Source organism: bacterium (assembly GCA_040754625.1).
GTDB lineage: Bacteria > JACRDZ01 > JAQUKH01 > JAQUKH01 > JAQUKH01 > JAQUKH01.
Window position 1 is genome coordinate 1 of the sequence record JBFMCF010000107.1, and the last position, 19,042, is coordinate 19,042.

Below are 19,042 nucleotides of genomic sequence, written 5' to 3' on the forward strand. Positions count from 1 at the left end.
TACCAGGATAAACTGTTCATAGCTTGTAAGTTGTTTCACGAAAGCTCCTCCTTTTTCCAAAGATTTCTCTCTGGAGGAGCTTTTCGTCTTCTTCGGGCTATATATTAAAGGATTTCAACAGAACCTTGACGAATAATTAAAAAAATGTTAAACTTATAGTTTATCATAAGGTATCAAATAATGATGTTATTAAAAAATAGAAAAATAATTATTATCATACTGATTTTAATAACACTGCAATATATTAATTATAAACTGGAAGAGACTGTTTTTGCAGAAACTACGAAAACTATTACAATAAAAGTAAGCCTTTTATTTAAGGCGGATATAGATAGTTCAGGCAGGGTTGACGGCAAGGATTTAGCACTGCTTATGTTTTTCTTCGGTAAAACGGAAAGTGAATACAAGTCAAACAGTTTTAATATAAATCCGGATATTAACGGCGACAAAATAGTAGATGGCGAAGATTTGGTAATTTTGGCCAGTCATTTTGGGCTTGAAAAATAAGCGGGGAAATTGATTTGAAAAAATATCTTCTATACCTGATTATCACACTGCTTACAGTAACTGATGGATGCAAATGCGGCAGCGGCGGCGACAACGGCGCCGTGACCCCGTCTGCCGCTATTCCCGAGGTGAAAATAGGGGTGACCAATCCGGTAAATATGGGTGATTTTTCCTTAACGGTTGATATCTCTGATGTTTTGAACGCAGCAGGGATTTATTTCAGGCTGTATTTTGACCCTAAAAATATCCAGGTTAAAGATAAAAATAAGCCGGTAAACAGTGTTGAAGAAGGTTTGTTTTTTAACCAGGGTGGAATTACCACAAGTTTAATGGTCAATTTTCTTGATCAAAATCCCGACACGGGATGTTTGATAATAGGGCTTTCCCGTGCCGGCGGGAAAACAGGAATAACCGGTTCAGGGAATATATTGAAATTCACATTTACTACTATAACTGCAGGCACAACTTCAGTTAAGTTTACTGAAACAGCCTCAGATAATTCATTGTTCACACCGGAATTGGAAAATATATCAAGTGTCAAGTGGACAAACGCGGAGGTAATAGTCAAATAATGTTTAAAAAAGTGGTATTTTTGTTTTTTACAATTTTTTTCTTGAATAATATAGGTATATTTGCGGCTCCTTCTATAAGCAACATTACCGACAACAGATCGAGCTATACTAACAGTGAAATACCGAGATATAAGAAGTTTGAAATAAGTTTCGATGTAGAAAATATGGATACATCTGTAACGAATCTTCAATTACCTTATGACTCAACCCCTCCGGCAGGTATAACCGCTGGGGTAGGTATTACTGTTGATGGATTATTTTTGCCTCCAGGAGAAATAAATTGGGACAGTGCGAAGATACAGCCGGGATTCTGGTATGAGAATTTTACAATGGATAAGAATGATACAGCGCACACTCCTGTTACCTCTTTCGGCAATTATCCTGATTGGATTTATGCTGAAGGCAAAGAACAATGGAAAATCAGGTTCGCTCCAACCCAAATCGGCCAATGGAAATACAAAATCAGAGTAGTTGACGCTTCAGGCCAAACAGAGTCTTCAGAACAAACTTTTAATGTTGTTTCTTCTAATAGTAAAGGATTTATTAGGGTAAGCCAGGCTGACAAAAGATATTTTGAATTTGATAACGGGGAAGTTTTTATACCTGCGGGGTTAAGTTTGATGACACAGGGAATAACACAGGGAATATCTCAGGGGATATTATCAAGATTGTGGAATAATACATGGCAGAATAAAGCAGTAGAAAACAAATTAAATTTATTCAGACCCTGGTTTACAGCATGGCAGGAACTGCCAATTTATGGAGGGTATGGGTCTACCAGGTCGTCATATTTTAGATTTTTAAAACTGGTTTTAAATTCGTCAGATACCTATGGGGAACCACAGGGTGTCCATTCCGGGAAATATGCCTATAAAAAATCCGTAGACGATGTAAAAGACTGTAATTATTGCTATGACTATGGTGCAAGGGCATTTTTAAATACCAGCTTCATATTAAAGCCATACGCGAAATATAAATATACCGGATGGATAAAAACAGTAAATCTGCAGGGAGATGGAGCAGGCGCGATGTTATATGCGACGCAGGGTGTTTTTGACTGGGTAACAGTAAATTCCATGATGGTTAAATATTTCAGTGATACTGCTTGGACAAACGTTGACACTAATTTTAAATTAACAGGTGATAATAACTGGACGCAGGTTGAAATGATTTTTACGAATAAAGAAAGACATTGGATATACCTGGGAGGAGAGGCCTGGAACAGAGATTTAACCAGTTCCAATATCGGCACATTACAGGGTACAGCTTATTTTGATGACCTGTCTTTAAAAGAAGTTTTGGCTGACAGTACGTTGGGACCTGAACAGCTTGATAAAGGAGATATGGAATTTCATGAACATTTCGCACAAAGATATAGCTATCAGTTTGACAAGCTGCTGGAGTGGGCGGAGGCTAACAGCGTATATTTTAAAGTAAGTATTGAGGAAAAACAGGAAGAGACCTATACGAGAATAAAAGATAATGGCACTATTGATGCTGTCTGGCCTCAATGGGCTGGAGAAGAAAATTATGCTGGCCGTGCCGCTGGAAATACGCCCTTAAAATGGTATGAAAAAGCATATTGGCGTTATCTGATTGCCCGCTGGGGTTACAGTACTTCAATACATTCATGGGAGCAATTTAATGAACAAGACCCTAATTCCAGTTTTGTCTGGCAATTGACAAATGAATTTGGAGAATATGTCCGTCAAAATGACCCTAATAGGCACCTTGTTACCACTTCATTCTGGTCAGGTTTTCCGTCACAGCAATTCTGGTCAAATCCTGCTTATCCGAACGTGGATTATGCGGATGTGCACAAATATTTAAATCCTTACTCCAGCTATTCTTTTTGGGGTAATTATTTTAGTGAAAATAATATCAGCATTGAAACAAGGCCGGGATATATTTACGGTGGAAGCGGTTATTCAATAAAAATTCCGGTCAATCCGCCATCTTCATATGCCAAAAGTGCCGATGGTGTAATCATTCAGGGTAATGGAACCTGGACTATAAAATATTTAATGAAGACAGAAAATTTACAAGGAACAGTTACCAGCAATGGCCTTTTGAGGGGCGGTTTGCTTTATAGAGTAGATACTTACGGCGATTCTACATACCAGTTTAGTAAAGTCCCAAGAATGGCTATGAGTAATTATTATTTAGACGGCAATATTCCCCCCGGAACTTACGACTGGACAGAATTCAATGGTACTTTTCAAATACAGGATAACGGCTTCCATTATCTATATATTTCCTTTAGTAACGAGGATTATAAAAGCGGAGATGCCTGGATAGATAATGTAGAAATAATCTCTCCTGTTGGAGAAAAAATATACGTCAACGGTGAATTTGATTTTTCGTCAAAACAGGGAGAAGATCTTGCTCTTTATGTTAAAAATTTTGCTAATTCGCTTAATGCCGGAAAGCCCGCAATCTGGGGAGAAATAGGGTTAATGGAAAGTACAAATACGGATATTGAATCAGAATTGTTAAAGCAGGACACTGTGGGTGTGGGTTTTCATAACATTATCTGGTCGCAAATCAGTCCTTCCGGAACAGGTGTATTATATTGGCATCATTTAAATGAAATTTACGGTGTAAAAAACTGGATTTACCACTTCAGGCCGTATGTTGAGTTTATGCAGGGAATTCCTCTAAATAATGGAAAATACCAGGACGCCAATGCATCTTCCAATAATATAAATTTGAGAGTATGGGGGCAAAAAGATACTACCAATGCTAAGGCTCATCTCTGGATACAAAACAAAAAGCATACATGGAAGAATATAGTAGATAAAATAAACATCGATTCGGTTATGGGGAATATTACAATCCCAAATATGAATGATACTACTTATTCAATTGATTGGTGGGATACATATTCCACTGCCGGGACGGAATTTAGAAAAACAAAGACATCTGCTTCCGGGGGCAATTTAACTTTTTCCCTGCCAAATCCTTTATCTGCTGATGTAGCGGTAAAAATAAGTCCTGTGGCAGGTACAGCGACTGTTCCTGTTTTGGATTGGACGGGTGAGGTTGGATACACTAATGATGGGGTTGATCCTGAAAACGGTGATAACACTGCCAGTTTTAATTTCCGTGTCAAGTATACTGAAGCACAAAATACTTGCCCTTCTTTCGTCCGTTTGTTATTAAATAAAAATGGAGATAATGATTATACTGATACCGGAGAAATTATTGATATGGAAGAAGACAATCCCGGGGATAATGATTTTACAGGCCCGGAGGGAAAAATTTATTCTAAAAAAATCACTGCCCCTTTCATTTCAAACACTGCTATTATCCCATATAAGTTTGAAGCGTCTAATGGCATCTTTCCTGCTTCCGGGGCACCTGTAACAGAAATTAACACCATAAATTTAAATTATAATTTATCGATAAATGTGGATACCGCTGGAGTTAATTTGAACCGGCTTAGCCTGTCTTCTTTTTCCCAGCCTGTCAGTATTAATGTTACAAACGCGACTATTTATGATTCTGCCTCGTTTACTCTCCAGATTACAGCATCAACATCAAGTAAAAATGACTGGAGCGCGGGTAATGCTTCGGGAAAAGAAGTCTATATGCTCAAGGCCCTTTTTACCGGGGTAACCGAAACACCTGTCGCAGGTGATTTTAATGATGATGATATAGTTACAACTACTGTGAAAACGTCTTCTCCGATAAGCTTTGGAAACTCTAAATTTCTGGCAAATGGCTCAAATGTTCCTGCCGGCGGGTCGGTAAAGCTCTGGTTGTTATTTAAATCCCCGGAATCAAGCACTTCCCAATCGGAACAAAATATTTCACTTACAATTGGCATTGTAAACACAAATTAATTTCCCAAAATTCACTTGTTAAATATCTGAATTTATGTTATAATATTTAATTTAATACGTTAATATATTTGAAGTTAAAAGTCGACATAGTTGTTTTAGTATCTGTGTAATTGTTATTATTTATAGCAGGAGTAAAGTATGAATGGAAGTCAAGACAAGATAGCAACAGGAAATTATTTAATTACAATCAGGCGTGTTTTTATTAAACGCTGGTGGCTGATTATTTTAATTACTTTTATTGTATCAATTTCCGCTTTTATTACAAGCAAAATCGTGGAACCGGTTTACGAGGCCAGTACAAGTATCCGTGTGCAGTCTCCACTCCAATTATCGGTCGGGAACAAGTCTATGTTCGGTAAAACTTCTTTAGAACCTGAAGCTATGTGGTTAAAAAGCCGTTATTTGCTGGAACTGGTCATGAAAAATCTGGGCATAGGAAATATGAATAACAAAAAAGAATATATTGAAATTATGGAAAAATTAGTAAACAACATAAAAGTGCAGACCTTTGAGGGCGCAAATACACTTGTTTTAACTGTGCGCTGGAACGAGCCTGAAATGGTGGCCAGAATTACCAATACACTGGCGGATACATTTATTGAAAAGTACCAGTTGTTTAACAGCGCCCTATCCAAAGACAAGAGGGTTTACATAGAAGAACAATTGAATTTAATCCGTATAAAGCTTGATGAGGCGCAAAAGAATTTAAGCGATTTTCAAAAAAAAGAGGGAGTGATATCTCTGGATGGAGAAATTAAAGGGATTACTGAGCGTATTTTTTCATGGGAGGCAAAACGATACCAGGTAGAAATGGACATTAAAATCGCACAGGCTAAATTTAACCAGTTAAAAGAGCAGATATCTTTGGGCAGGGAAGATACCACCCTGAATTTTCAGGCCATGTTTTTCAGAGACAACCCTGTTCTTTTGTCACTGCAGGAAACGATTTCCAGGTTTGAATCAGAGGTAGCTTCAATGAGTTATATGTATACGAATGAGTTTTCTCCTCTTTTGATAAAAAAGAAGCAGCTTGAAGAACTCAAAGATAAATTCCATGCTGAATTAACTAAATCTGCTTCTGAAAATAAATCATATAATAACCAGCGGCAGAAGGATTTTATATTAGACATGGTCCAGGCGGAAATGGAAATAGAGGCGAAGCAAAATGAACAAACTCTGTTAACCGATTTGATAGAAAAAGAACAGGAAAAACTAAAAAGTTTTCCGGAAAAACAGATTCATTATGTTGATATTTTAAGGGAAGAAAAAGTAAATGAAGAACATTATACTAATTTGTTAAAAAGACTGGCAGAGGCACGCATTGAAGAAAATGTTGATATGTGGGATGTGAGGGTTTTTGACCGCGCGTACCAGCCATATCGTCCATTAAAGCCTAAACCCGTGCAGAATACCATTTTTGGTTTAGTAATAGGTTTAGTATTAGGGATAGGTGTGTCCATGGTTTTTGAATATTTTGATGATTCATTTCATTCAATAGATGAAGTAGAACAATTTTTGAACCTGCCTGTGCTCGCGGCAATTCCAAAGATGGAAGAATAAAATAAGTTATTAATATGAGGGGATAATGAAAGATAATACAAATAAAAAAAATCTTCTTGGGGAAATATTAATTCATTCAGGTTTTATAACACAAGAACAACTGGAGTATGCTTTAAAAGAAAGACAAAAAAATGGCGGCAGGTTAGGCGAAGTGTTGGTCCGTTTAGGATATATATCATCCCAGACTATTTCCACAGTACTCAAAAAACAGCTGGCGTCTTCTCTCCTGGTTAACCATAAGATGCTGGAATCGCCTGAATTTAGTGAATTTTACCGTCTTCAAACAAGCATAAAAATGGCCCTTTTTTCCGACGAACCGCTCAAATCTATAATGGTTACAAGCTCAATTCCTGAAGAAGGCAAGAGCTTTAGTGTAAGTTACCTGGCAATGATCATTACTTCATTAATGAATAAACGGACGCTTCTTATTGATGCTGATTTGCGCCGCCCGTCTATCCATCTAAGATTTGGATTGTCATTGGTCTATGGGTTAACCGATGTATTAATTGAAAACAAAAAGATAGACGAATGTTTGCAGGATACCGAACTTGCCAATCTCAAGGTGTTGACTTCCGGGTCCCGCTGCCCGAATTCTTCATCTTTATTAGGTTCCCAGAAGATGAAAAATTTAATTAATGAGCTTAAGGAAAAATTTGATTTGCTGATTTTTGATTCATCCCCGCTTTATCCATTGGCTGACGCAATTATTTTAAGTTCTTATGTTGACGGGGCAATTTTAGTTATAAAGTCAGGTTCAACCAGAAGGGGAATAGTCCAGAGGGCTGTAAATACTTTAAAAGATACAAAAGTTAAAATCCTGGGGACAATTTTAAACCAGGTAGAAGATGAAATTCCGAAATATTATTATCATAATCAATAGTAAGTAGAATTCAATCTAAAAAAGATAAAATGTTGAATACTTTTAAAATAGAAACAATACCGGATAGTAAAAATATATTATTACGGGCAACCTTTTTTTCACTTATTCTGGCACTAATAATAGGTTTTGTTATTGGAATATTGTCTCCTTTGTATGCAATAGGTTTTATAGTTTTCCTGTTTTTCATCATTTTAACTATTTCGAATATCCGGCATGGAATACTTTTTTGGCTGTCAACCGGAGGGCTATTTGCTGTTCCGCTTTACACAATCAGAAATACAAGTATATATCCAAGTATGCTTATGTTATCCGTGGTTTTTATTTTCTGGATTTTTATAGCATTAGAAACTAAAAAATTTTTAATTACTCAGACAAAATTATTCTGGCCCCTGATTTTGCTTGTTATTATAACTATTCTTTCCAGTTTCAAAGGCGTTATTCTCTATGACCCTGAAGTCAGGGGAGAACACCGTTTTGCTTTAGTTCAGATTTTCGCGTCTTTTTTAATAATTTTTTCTGTGTTTACTGCTTTTTTAATACCAAGATTTTTTCAGACAACTAAAGAAATCCGGCAGATATATTCTGCTTTGATATATTTAGGTATAGGGATATTTATTTTTGAACTTTCAGGATTAGGCAGGTTTGGGTTCTCGCCAATCTGGGCGCCTTTAATGCAAGCGAATGCGGTTTCACTATCTTATACCAGTTTGTTATTTATGCCTGAATTATCACTTTGGAGAAAGATTCTATTTTCTCTTTTGATTATTTTTTCCCTCCAATATATTCTGGCGCAGTTTTTTTCTGGAGGGGAGCAATGGATTACAGGATGGGTTGTTTTTGTTATACCTTTGATTTTTATAACTTTTTGCAGGTCAAAAAAATGGGGTATTTTTCTTGTAATTTTGTTTTCCGTTTTGATATTCACCATGGCCGGTTCGCAGGTAAAAAATATGTTTGACATGGCGGAGAAAGAAAGAGATTATGACCGTTTAATAATGTGGATGTTTGCTTTTAAAATATGGATTAAAAATCCATTTTTTGGTGTTGGCCCTGGTAATTATATGGATTATATTTTAACCTATGCACATAAAGAGTTTGCCTATACATCTGCCCACAACCAGTATTTTCAGATACTTACTGAACTGGGAGGCATTGCGTTTGTTTGTTTTTCCGGATTAATAATAAAAATTTCCTTTCTGGCAAAGTATCTTTTCAATAAAATAACAGATAATTTTTTGAAAGTATTTATAATTGCTATCATAGGAAGTATATATGGGCAGTTATGTGCCAGCTTTATGGGAGATTATATACTGCCTGCTTATCATAATGGCGGCTCCAGGAATATCTCAACAACAATTTATTTTTGGGTTTTAGTAGGGACTTTAATAGCTATAGAACAAATTGTTAAGGATGTTGAAGGCTCCACGGGAAGAACGTCCCTCGAATTTAAAACACGGGAATTTTTATAAAAGGAACATCATGGATTTATCAATTGTAATTGTCAGTTTTAATACGCGGGATATATTGAGAAATTGTCTTAAGTCGATATATGAAAAAACTAAAGGAATAGAATTTGAAGTTGTTGTTTCTGATAATAATTCGACAGATGGCAGTTTGAACATGATTGAAGAAGAGTTCCCCGAGGTGATTTTAATAAAAAATAACACAAATATTGGATTTTCCTCAGCTAATAATCTTGGGTTTTATATTGCCAGGGGAAGATTTGTTCTGGCCTTAAATCCTGATACGGTTATTCTTAATAGCGCTTTAACAACTATGGTCCAATTTATGAATAACCGCCCTGAAGCAGGAGTAAGCGGGTGTAAATTGTTAAACGAGGACGGAACACTTCAGCCTTCATGGGGAAATTTTCCGAATATTTTATCTGAGATTTTCTATAGCACTTTTTTAAACAGAATTTTTACTCATAGTAAAAGGATAGACAGGGGTGATTTTTATGAAGTAGACTGGGTTATGGGAGCATTTATTATGGTTAGAAAAGAGGTTATAGAGAAAACTGGTGTTTTTGACGAGGATTATAACCCGGTATATTCCGAAGAAGTAGACTGGTGTTATAGAATAAAAAAATCGGGCTGGAAGATATATTATTACCCGGGAGCAGAAGTAATACATCTTGCAGGGCAATCGACTAAAAAAAGACCCCTCTGGGCTATGTTGTTGTTGCACCGTAATAAATATCTTTTTTTTAAAAAAAATTACAGCAGGATATATGCTGATGCCTATAGAATAATAAGAATAGGTATTTATGCCATTCTTATAATATTTATTTTTATTATGGGGCTTTTCAGCAGGAGTGAAAGAGATTTATTGCAGCAGAAATGGAAACTGCTTGTTTTATTTTTGCATCCGGATTTGAAAATACCCACAAATTGTTAAAAAAGGAAATTTTATATTAAAATATTATTTTTAACACAACTTTTCCCTTATCCGCTGGACCATGGAGGGAAAATTAAATCTTATTATTTTTTGGAAGCCTTAAGTGAACAATATGAGATTGTTTTTATTTCTTTTATCCGTTCGGAAAAGGAAAAAGAATATGTAAAACACATTAAGCCTTTTTGTAAAAGGATTGAGGTTTGTAACATTGAGCGTTCAGTGAGGAAGAATATTATTGATGCCTTTAAGAGTATCTTTTTAGGAAAGTCTTTTATTGTTTTACGTGATTTTGTTACAGAAATGCAGGGTTTAATCGATAAAGTTATAAAAGAAGAGAATCCTGATTTTATACATATTGATCACTTGCAGATGGCTCAATATATCAAAGGAGACAAAAAGGGAATAAAAATTTTAGATGAACATAATGTTGAATATCAGATATTGAAAAGAATCTTTGAGATTGAAAAGAATTATTTTAAAAAAATATTTACATATTATGAATTCAATAAATTAAAAAAAGTTGAAAAAGAGGCATGCCTGGAATCGGATTTAGTAATAACCGTGTCTGATTTGGATAAAAGAACTTTGGCTGATATGACTTGTAATAATGTCAGGTTTAAAACAATTCCTATTGGTGTTGATACGGAATATTTTTTTTATCAGCCTATCAGGAATAAACAAGAAAATGCAATTGTTTTTATTGGCACCCTTTACTGGCCGCCTAATATAGATGCTGTAATGTGGTTTTATAAAGAGGTGTGGGGAAAATTAAAAAATAATAATGATATTAGAAATTTAAATTGGAAAATAATTGGATTGAAACCTGTTGATGAAATTTTACAATTAGCTGAAATTGATAAAAATATAGATGTCCATGGCAGTGTTGCCGATGTCAGGCCATTTATGCGGGAAGGAAGTGTTTTTATTGTCCCCCTTTTTTCCGGGAGCGGCATGAGAGTTAAAATCCTAAATGCTATGGCCTGCGGGATCCCGGTTATTTCAACCAGTATTGGTGCGGAAGGGATAGAAGGACTGAAACCAGTTAACTTTAATTTTTGTAAGGAACAAACTAATTACAATTTACGATTCACGATTCACGATTCAAACATCTGGATTGCTGATAAACCGGAAGAATTTATTGATGCGATTATGACATTATTTATTAATAATGAATTGAGAAGCCAATTATCACAAAGTGGGCGAAAATTAATGGAAGAAAAATATAGCTGGAAAACCCAGGGGGAGAAATTGTTAGCCGTATATGAAGAGGCAAAGAGCCTTAGAAGAGTTATAACTTGATAAAATAATGTCAGAATTTAAAAGGAAAAATATGAGAAAAACCACATTTTTTGTATTTAAAAGGCATGCGGTTTCAATATTAAAAAGATTAAATTTTACAAGGATTTTAAATATTTTTGTATTAATTATTGAAACAAAATTAAGAAAAGTAAAAGTAAAGCATTATCCTATTGTCGCAAGGATAAACACAATTCCCTATTGTAATCTTTTATGCCCTGGCTGTAAGGGGGAAAAGTATAAAGATGTAAAAGAGTCCACGCATATAATAAAGTTTGAGGAATACAAAAAGATAATCGACAAGATTTCAAAACATTTAATGCTTGCGATTTTATACGATGAAGGTGAGCCATTATTAAATAATGATATTTACAAGATAATAAGCTATACAAACAGCTTGAATATTTCCACAACAATAAGCACCAACCTGTCTTTTAAAATGACAGAGAAGAATATTGATAACCTGATATTGTCGGGATTGGACCGTTTAATTGTTTCGCTTGACGGAATGACTCAGGAGATATATGCGCGTTACAGGGTTAATGGAGATGTTGAGTTGGTAAAAGACAACTTGAAGAAAATAATAGAGGCTAAAAAGAAGCATAATAAAAAATACCCGGTTATTGATGTCCAATTTTTGAATTTTGGTTACAATGAACATGAGATGCACGATGCGGAGAAATTTTCCTATTCTGTTGGTGCGGACACATTTAGTTCTTATGACGCGAATTTTCACGGATGTTATCCATTTGATGGTTCTGAATCTGAACGTGTCAAATTAGGATGTTCATGTATATGGACCGCATTACATATAAATAACGATTGTATGGTCTATCCCTGTAATTATGGAGAAGATAACGGGTTTGAACCTATTGCGTCAATATATGAAAATGATTTTAATGCATTTTGGAATGGAGAATTTATCCAAAAACTAAGAAAAGGCTTTAATAAAAAGAATAAAAAATTAGAATATTGGCAGTGTAAACAATGTCCTAATTCAGAGGCATTGCCGCGTATTTTGCAATAAAAAATAAATAATTCCAGAAGGGACATCAAATGTTTTTTTATTTTAAAGAACTTTTCCACTACAGAGAACTGCTTTTTACTTTTGCAGCAAGAGATATAAAAGTTCGCTATAAACAGACTATCATGGGGGTTGGCTGGGCACTTTTACAGCCGCTTTCTTTAATGATTATTTTTACAATTGTATTTTCAAAACTTGTGAGAATACAATCCGAAGGTATTCCGTATCCTGTTTTTTCATATTGTGCTCTTTTGCCATGGAGCTTTTTTTCAAATTCTGTTAATTTTGGAGTTGCAAGCATTACTAATAATATGAACCTGGTAACAAAAATCTATTTTCCGCGAGAAGTATTTCCTTTTTCAGCCGTGATAGCAAGTTTTATTGATTTTCTTATTGCTTCAATTATTTTTATCGGGATGATTGTTTTCTATAAAATAAATTTAAATTTTTATATGATATGGATTCCAGTAATTATTTTGATCCAAATAGTTTTCACACTCAGTATCGTCTTGTTTTTTTCCGCGTTAAATGTTTATTATAGAGATATAAAATATATTATGCCAATAACAATCCAGATATGGATGTATTTAACACCAATCATTTATCCTATTAATTTAGTCCCTGAAAAATATAGGACAATATATATGTTAAACCCAATGGCGGGAATCATTGATGGATATAGAAACGTTATTCTTAAGAGTTTACAACCGGATTTCAAACACCTTATTCTTGCTGCATGTGGCTCATCAATTCTTTTTATTTTAGGTTATTTATATTTTAAAAAAGCTGAAAGGGTTTTTGCTGATATTATATAGGGAGAATAAATGTACGCAATTGAAGTAAACAATGTTTCTAAAAAATACAAAATCGGGCAAAAAAAAGATAGTCTGAAAGACACTATTCCAAATACTTTAAAAAGGTTATTTCATCCTGAGGAACCAAAAAATGAATTTTTAGCCCTTGATTCTATTGATTTTAAAATAAAAGATGGTGAATCAGTAGGAATTATTGGACCGAATGGTGCGGGGAAAAGCACTATTTTAAAATTACTTTCAAAAATTACAAATCCTACTTCAGGTGATATAAAAATATATGGAAAACTTGCCGCATTAATTGAGGTTGGTGCCGGATTTCATCCCGACCTGACAGGAAGGGAAAATATTTTTCTTAATGGGTCAATTTTAGGATTAAAACGAGAAGATCTGGATAAAAAATTTGACGAAATTGTCCAATTTTCCGGGCTTGAAAAATTTATCGACACTCCAATAAAGCGGTATTCATCAGGTATGTCTGTGAGGCTTGGTTTTTCTGTAGCGATACATTTAGACCCGGATATTCTTTTAATTGATGAGGTGTTAGCAGTTGGAGACATGAGTTTTCAGTCCAAATGTTTCGAAAAAATGAATGAGTTAAGAAAAAAATTAAAAGCTATAATATTTATTTCCCACAATATGGATATGGTTAAACGGATTTGTCAAAGAAGTATTTTTCTTTTAAATGGGAAAATTATGTTTGATGGTAATAGTAGTGAAGCTGTCGAGAAATATAGAAGTTATGTGTTTATGAACAATGGAGATAAATATGGTGGTTTAAGAGAAGGTACGGGTGAAATACTAATAAGTAATGTACAGGTTCTAAGCGAAAGTAATGAGGAAAAAAATGTATTTAATCAAAATGAGAAGATAAAGATAAAAATATGCTATACGGCAAAAAAACAAATAAAAAAACCATATTTTAGCGTATCGTTCAGAACGGAGGATGATTATCGGGTATTTGGATGTCATTCAGACATGGATGATTATTTTTTAGACGAGGTCAAAGGGGAAGGAGTTATTGAGATAGTATTTAAAGAGATAAATCTTTTGCCAAATATATTTTTTATTAATGTAGGTGTTTGGAATAAAAATACCGGAATTCCTTATGATTACCTGAAGCAAATAAAAACTATTAAAATATCGGGTTCTTCAAAAGCCATAGGTTTTGTTGATATAAAACGGGAATGGAAAAAAGAAAATATTTAAAAGGTGGTATTATGAAGTTAATATATGTGTCTTTTGGTAACATCCCATCAAAATGGGCTCATACAATTCAAATGATGAAAATGTCAGAAGCATTAGCTCAGGAAGTTGATAAATTTGAACTGGTTACAATGACAGATTTAAAATCATTTTTTAGAAAAGATTTTGATTTTTATTCATGGTATGGAATTAAGAAAAAATTCAAAATAACAAGACTCCCTTTAGAATGGAAGAAAACCTCAACAATTTATGAGGGCTGGGAATACCCGAAATTTAATAAAATTGCGCCACTATATTGTAAGTTAGTTTCACCCGATATTGTTTATACGAGAAAACCTTTTATTGTTAATAAATGCATTAGATTGGGTGTGAATGTGATCTTTGAATCCCATGATCCATTAATTGGAGATGATATAGCACATATAGATTCTGTAAAGAACAAAAAAGAATTACTATGTGTGGTTGCTCTTAGAGATTTTGTTAAAAATTGGTATATTGATATATTAGGGTTGAACAAATCGAAAATAATTGTTGCACCTAATGCTGTTTCACTTGAAAATTATAATATAAATGTTTCCAAAAATCACATTTTTGAAAAATATAGAATCCCTGTATTCCAAAAAGTGGTTATTCACTGCGGGCATCTTTATGAAAACAGAGGAATTGATTATGTAATAGAATGTGCCAAAAATTTAAAAGATGTATTATTTCTTTTTATTGGTGGCTGGAGTGAAGATGTTGATAAATATCGTAATAAAACTAAAGAGTTAGGCAATGTATTATTTACTGGGTTTATTCCAAATAGCGAAGTTCCGTCTTTATTAAAAACAGCTGATTGTGTTTTAATGCCTTATTCCAAAAAACTTGGTGTGGCAGAATATGCAACTCCTTTAAAGATGTTTGATTATATGGCTTCAAAAGTGCCCATTGTTGCATCAAAACTTTATGGGCTTCAAGAATTTTTAAAACATGACTATAGTGCAATATTAGTAGAACCAGATGACTGGAGGAGTTTATTAGATGGAGTAAAATTTGTTTTTGATAATAAAATTGCAGCACAAAATCTTGCTGATAATGCATATAAAGAAGTTGAAAAGTATACTTATTCGAATCGTGCAAAAAGAATTTTAGAATTCTCTTTAGATAGATAATTAATATATTGAGGTGAAAAATGGAAATTCAGAAGAAACATATAGGGCTAATCGGTCTTGGATATTGGGGAAAAAATCTTTTACGTAATTTGTATGAACTGGGAGTTTTGCATTCTGCCTGTGATTTGAATGAATATGTTATTAAAGAATGTGAAAGAAAATATTCCGATATTAATTATACTGCTTCATTTGATAACATCTTTAAAAAACCAGAAATTAAGGCAATTGCGATTGCAACGCCTGCTGTTACTCACTATGAACTTGTTAAGAAAGCTATAGCAAACGATAAAGATGTATTTGTCGAAAAGCCCCTTGCTTTGACAGTTAGGGAAGGAGAAGAGCTTGTTTATCTTGCCCGGGAAAAAAATAAAATTTTAATGGTGGGGCATATTCTTCAATATCACCCTGCAGTAGTAAAATTGAAAGAAATGATTTCTTCAGGCGAACTCGGTAAAATTCGCTACGTATATTCGAATAGGTTAAATATAGGGAAGCTCCGGACAGAAGAAAATATATTGTGGAGCTTTGCCCCTCATGATATATCAATGATTCTTATGCTGTTGGGGGAAGATCCTGTTGAAGTTTCTGCTTTTGGAGGTGATTATCTTAATCAAGGTATAAATGATATTACGTTGACAACATTAAATTTTAAAAATGGTATAAAAGGACACATATTTGTCAGCTGGCTGCATCCATATAAAGAGCAAAAATTGATAGTTGTTGGTTCAACAGGAATGGCGGTTTTCGATGATGTCACAAAAGAAAAGTTGTTTTTGTATCCTCATCAGATTAAATGGGAAAACGGCAAAATTCCTGTGGCGCAAAAAGCTGATTTTCATGTCATTCCTTTCAGTGCAGGTGAACCTTTAAAATTGGAACTTCAACATTTTTATGATTGTGTTCAGTCGAGAAATACGCCAAAGACAGACGGGACTGAAGGATTAAAAGTTTTAAAGGTATTGGAAGCTGCGGAGGAGTCGTTGATTAAAAAAACAAGCATATCAATCCAATCCGGGAATTTGCCGCAGGGAGTCTTTATTCATAAAACTGCTTGTATAGATGATAATGTTATCTTGGGTGAGGGAACGAAAATATGGCACTTTTCACATGTCCTTAAAAATTCTAAAATTGGGAAAGACTGCATTATCGGACAAAATGTGACAATAGGCCCGGATGCGGTTGTCGGCAATAAATGCAAGATACAGAATAATGTTTCTGTTTATAAAGGTGTGGTTCTGGAGGATGAAGTTTTCTGCGGTCCGTCGTGCGTTTTTACAAATGTTTATAATCCCCGTGCATTTATTGAACGCAAAAATGAATTTAGAAATACTCTAATAAAAAAAGGAGCAACTATTGGTGCAAATGCAACTATTGTTTGTGGTGTTACTGTAGGTTCTTATTCGATGACAGGCGCAGGTGCTGTAGTGAAAAAAGATGTTCCTGATTATGCTGTTGTAACAGGTATTCCCGCAAAACAGACGGGATGGGTATGTAAGTGCGGCGTAACCTTTAAAGATTGTAAGAAAACATCCTTAGTGTGTAAATCTTGCGGGAGTAAATATAAAGTTAAAAAAGGGAATTTTTTAGTGATAGAGGAGAAAATATGAAACAAATCCCGATGCTTGATTTAAAACTTGAATATGAGTATATGAAAGATGAGATAGACAAAGCTATCAAGAAATGTCTCGATCACCAACATTGGATTTTGGGCCCAGAAGTAAAAGAACTGGAAGAAAAAGTTGCTTCATATCTTGATATGAAAAATTGTATAGGTGTATCTTCGGGGACAGATGCCCTGGTGCTTTCTTTAAGGGCTTTGTCAATTAAGCTAAAAAAGAAGGAATATTTCGATAAAAATGACTGGATAATCACTACTCCATTTACTTTTACTGCAACAGGTGATGCAATTTTAAGAGCGGGAGCAACACCGGTTTTTATTGATATAGATCCAGAAACATACAACATCGATACATCAAAAATCAAAGACTATTTGAATTCAAATGAAGGAAAAAGAGTTATTGGAATTGTCCCTGTTCATCTTTACGGCCAATCGTGCGAAATGGACAAGATTTTGAAACTGGCTAAAGAATTTAACCTGTTTATAGTTGAAGATGTAGCCCAGGCCTTTGGCGGTATGTGGAAAGGGAAAAAACTTGGTTCTATAGGTGAATTAGGTGCCTTTAGTTTTTTCCCGTCAAAAAATCTTGGATGTTTTGGTGATGGCGGTATGGTGTCAACCAGTGATAATGAATTGGCCGAAATTGTAAAAATGCTTTTAAAACACGGCGGGAAAGACAAATATAATGTAAACCATATTGGTTATAATGCCCGTCTTGATACATTACAAGCATCGGTGTTAATTACAAAAATTAAGTATATTGACGAATTTAATGAAAAAAGAAGAGAAATAGCTGAGTGTTATAAAAAAGGATTATCTGCAGTAAAAGGTATAACGATACCAGAAGTTATTAAGGATACTCTTCATGTTTTTCATCAATATACTATCAGAGTTAATAGCAATATAAGGACTGAATTACAGAATTTTTTGACAGATAAAGGTATATCTACTATGGTTTACTATCCTTTTCCTTTGAATAAAATGAAGGTTTTTGAAAACAAATCTATAAGTTATCTTTCATTAGATAATGCTAAAAAAGCTTCTGAAGAAGTTTTAAGTTTACCAATTGAGCCTTTACAGAAGTATGAAGATACAAATTACATTATTGATTGTTTGAATAAATTTTTTATGCAGTGAATAAAACTAAATGGATTATTTCCGTATCATCAAAATATTAGCCGAGTATTATCAGAAATTTTCTTCAATAACTTATCTTTTTAAAAGATTTTAAACATGTATTTAGTAATAACAATTGATGTGGAACCCGATTGCAGTTTATCATGGCTTTATTCGAATCCTTTGACTTTTGATGGTGTCCAGATTGGAATAGGTGAAAAACTTCAGCCTTTATTTAATAAGTATAATATCTGTCCTACGTACCTTATTAATAATGTTGTTATGGAAGATGCAAAAAGTGTTTCTGTTTTATTAAATTTAAAAGGACATTTTGAACTTGGTGCCCATTTACACCCTGAATTTATAGAACCACAAAAGAAATATTTTGATTACTCTAATAAAAGAGGTGAAATGAATGAATGTTATTTACATGAAGATGTCGAGTTTGGGAAAATAAAAAATATCACAGAATTATTTTACAAGTCTTTTAACCGTAAACCATTGTCTTTCCGGGCAGGGCGGTTTAGTGCCGGGGTAAATACAATAAAAAGTCTTAAGAAATTAGGGTATAAAGTTGATACTAGTGTTACACCTCATATTAATTGGAATGATGAAACCCGGGAATTACCTGTTGATTATTCACAAGCTTTTGAACAGCCGTATTTTATTGCAGAGGATTCAATCCTGGGTAAATGTGACTCTGACTGCAACATATTGGAAGTCCCTGTATCAATAGCAAAAATAAAAAAAATATTCAGAAATGAAAAGCTTATATGGTTACGTCCTGTTTATTCAACCTATGAACAAATGATAGATTTAATAAAACATTATCAAAAAAAATATAAACATTATGATTTTATAGTCGTAAATATGATGTTTCACAATATTGAGCTTATACCTGGTAAAAGCCCTTATACAAAGTCTGAAGAAGAATGCAGGGAATATATGAAACTTCTTGAAAAATTTATGGTTTTTTGTTTAAAAGAAAGAATAGAAAGTGTAAATTTGTCAAAGCTCTATGATATTTCTCATGATAAAAAAATAAAGAAAAATTAATA

Annotated in this window: 15 protein-coding genes; all 15 read left to right on the plus strand. The window is 33.9% G+C overall.

The genetic code is table 11. From position 1 onward, the window contains the following. Window positions 1-180: 180 nt before the first annotated feature. The 15 genes from AB1498_10245 (at window position 181) to AB1498_10315 (ending at window position 19,040) form a co-directional block, all read left to right on the plus strand. The gene (locus AB1498_10245; protein ID MEW6088667.1) at window positions 181-507 is read left to right on the plus strand and encodes a hypothetical protein; all 327 of its coding nucleotides are present in this window, start codon (window positions 181-183) and stop codon (window positions 505-507) included. A gap of 14 nt (window positions 508-521) precedes the next feature. Next, window positions 522-1,079: a cohesin domain-containing protein gene (locus AB1498_10250; GenBank protein ID MEW6088668.1), complete on the plus strand. Its 558-nt coding sequence runs from the start codon at window positions 522-524 to the stop codon at window positions 1,077-1,079. Continuing rightward, window positions 1,079-4,924, plus strand: a complete 3,846-nt coding sequence (locus AB1498_10255) for a hypothetical protein (GenBank protein MEW6088669.1) — start codon at window positions 1,079-1,081, stop codon at window positions 4,922-4,924. The genes AB1498_10250 and AB1498_10255 overlap by 1 nt, the downstream gene beginning before the upstream one ends. A 138-nt stretch (window positions 4,925-5,062) precedes the next feature. Continuing rightward, a complete protein-coding gene (locus tag AB1498_10260) occupies window positions 5,063-6,484 on the plus strand; it encodes a GNVR domain-containing protein (protein MEW6088670.1) in 1,422 nt (473 codons plus the stop codon). 25 nt (window positions 6,485-6,509) lie between these two features. Further along, window positions 6,510-7,364, plus strand: a complete 855-nt coding sequence (locus tag AB1498_10265) for a polysaccharide biosynthesis tyrosine autokinase (GenBank protein ID MEW6088671.1) — start codon at window positions 6,510-6,512, stop codon at window positions 7,362-7,364. Window positions 7,365-7,393: 29 nt separating this feature from the next. Then, window positions 7,394-8,833 carry an O-antigen ligase family protein gene (locus AB1498_10270; GenBank protein MEW6088672.1) on the plus strand — a complete coding sequence of 480 codons (1,440 nt, stop codon included), beginning with the start codon at window positions 7,394-7,396 and terminating at the stop codon, window positions 8,831-8,833. Between the two features lie 10 nt (window positions 8,834-8,843). Beyond that, entirely contained in the window at window positions 8,844-9,761 is a 918-nt protein-coding gene (locus tag AB1498_10275) for a glycosyltransferase family 2 protein (GenBank protein MEW6088673.1), read from the plus strand. 90 nt (window positions 9,762-9,851) lie between these two features. Then, on the plus strand, window positions 9,852-11,060 hold the full coding sequence (locus AB1498_10280) for a glycosyltransferase (GenBank protein ID MEW6088674.1): 1,209 nt from the start codon (window positions 9,852-9,854) through the stop codon (window positions 11,058-11,060). 31 nt (window positions 11,061-11,091) lie between these two features. Next, window positions 11,092-12,084, plus strand: coding sequence for a radical SAM protein (locus AB1498_10285; protein ID MEW6088675.1), 993 nt, complete (start codon window positions 11,092-11,094; stop codon window positions 12,082-12,084). A 29-nt stretch (window positions 12,085-12,113) separates the two neighbouring features. Further along, the gene (locus AB1498_10290) at window positions 12,114-12,896 is read left to right on the plus strand and encodes an ABC transporter permease (GenBank protein ID MEW6088676.1); all 783 of its coding nucleotides are present in this window, start codon (window positions 12,114-12,116) and stop codon (window positions 12,894-12,896) included. A gap of 9 nt (window positions 12,897-12,905) precedes the next feature. After that, window positions 12,906-14,102, plus strand: a complete 1,197-nt coding sequence (locus AB1498_10295; protein MEW6088677.1) for an ABC transporter ATP-binding protein — start codon at window positions 12,906-12,908, stop codon at window positions 14,100-14,102. Next, window positions 14,081-15,250 carry a glycosyltransferase family 4 protein gene (locus tag AB1498_10300; GenBank protein MEW6088678.1) on the plus strand — a complete coding sequence of 390 codons (1,170 nt, stop codon included), beginning with the start codon at window positions 14,081-14,083 and terminating at the stop codon, window positions 15,248-15,250. Before AB1498_10295 ends, AB1498_10300 begins: the two co-directional genes overlap by 22 nt. A 20-nt stretch (window positions 15,251-15,270) precedes the next feature. Beyond that, the gene (locus AB1498_10305; GenBank protein MEW6088679.1) at window positions 15,271-16,857 is read left to right on the plus strand and encodes a Gfo/Idh/MocA family oxidoreductase; all 1,587 of its coding nucleotides are present in this window, start codon (window positions 15,271-15,273) and stop codon (window positions 16,855-16,857) included. After that, on the plus strand, window positions 16,854-18,005 hold the full coding sequence (locus tag AB1498_10310) for a DegT/DnrJ/EryC1/StrS family aminotransferase (protein MEW6088680.1): 1,152 nt from the start codon (window positions 16,854-16,856) through the stop codon (window positions 18,003-18,005). Before AB1498_10305 ends, AB1498_10310 begins: the two co-directional genes overlap by 4 nt. A 96-nt stretch (window positions 18,006-18,101) precedes the next feature. Beyond that, entirely contained in the window at window positions 18,102-19,040 is a 939-nt protein-coding gene (locus AB1498_10315; GenBank protein ID MEW6088681.1) for a hypothetical protein, read from the plus strand. Window positions 19,041-19,042 lie beyond the last annotated feature (2 nt).

What these genes read in the sequence shown, in the direction of transcription:
- AB1498_10295 (MEW6088677.1), top strand. Translation starts at nt 12,906, where the DNA reads ATGTACGCAATTGAAGTAAACAATGTTTCTAAAAAATACAAAATCGGG.
- AB1498_10245 (MEW6088667.1), top strand. Translation starts at nt 181, where the DNA reads ATGATGTTATTAAAAAATAGAAAAATAATTATTATCATACTGATTTTA.
- AB1498_10270 (MEW6088672.1), top strand. Translation starts at nt 7,394, where the DNA reads ATGTTGAATACTTTTAAAATAGAAACAATACCGGATAGTAAAAATATA.
- AB1498_10275 (MEW6088673.1), top strand. Translation starts at nt 8,844, where the DNA reads ATGGATTTATCAATTGTAATTGTCAGTTTTAATACGCGGGATATATTG.
- AB1498_10265 (MEW6088671.1), top strand. Translation starts at nt 6,510, where the DNA reads ATGAAAGATAATACAAATAAAAAAAATCTTCTTGGGGAAATATTAATT.
- AB1498_10290 (MEW6088676.1), top strand. Translation starts at nt 12,114, where the DNA reads ATGTTTTTTTATTTTAAAGAACTTTTCCACTACAGAGAACTGCTTTTT.
- AB1498_10285 (MEW6088675.1), top strand. Translation starts at nt 11,092, where the DNA reads ATGAGAAAAACCACATTTTTTGTATTTAAAAGGCATGCGGTTTCAATA.
- AB1498_10300 (MEW6088678.1), top strand. Translation starts at nt 14,081, where the DNA reads ATGGAAAAAAGAAAATATTTAAAAGGTGGTATTATGAAGTTAATATAT.
- AB1498_10255 (MEW6088669.1), top strand. Translation starts at nt 1,079, where the DNA reads ATGTTTAAAAAAGTGGTATTTTTGTTTTTTACAATTTTTTTCTTGAAT.
- AB1498_10305 (MEW6088679.1), top strand. Translation starts at nt 15,271, where the DNA reads ATGGAAATTCAGAAGAAACATATAGGGCTAATCGGTCTTGGATATTGG.
- AB1498_10315 (MEW6088681.1), top strand. Translation starts at nt 18,102, where the DNA reads ATGTATTTAGTAATAACAATTGATGTGGAACCCGATTGCAGTTTATCA.
- AB1498_10310 (MEW6088680.1), top strand. Translation starts at nt 16,854, where the DNA reads ATGAAACAAATCCCGATGCTTGATTTAAAACTTGAATATGAGTATATG.
- AB1498_10260 (MEW6088670.1), top strand. Translation starts at nt 5,063, where the DNA reads ATGAATGGAAGTCAAGACAAGATAGCAACAGGAAATTATTTAATTACA.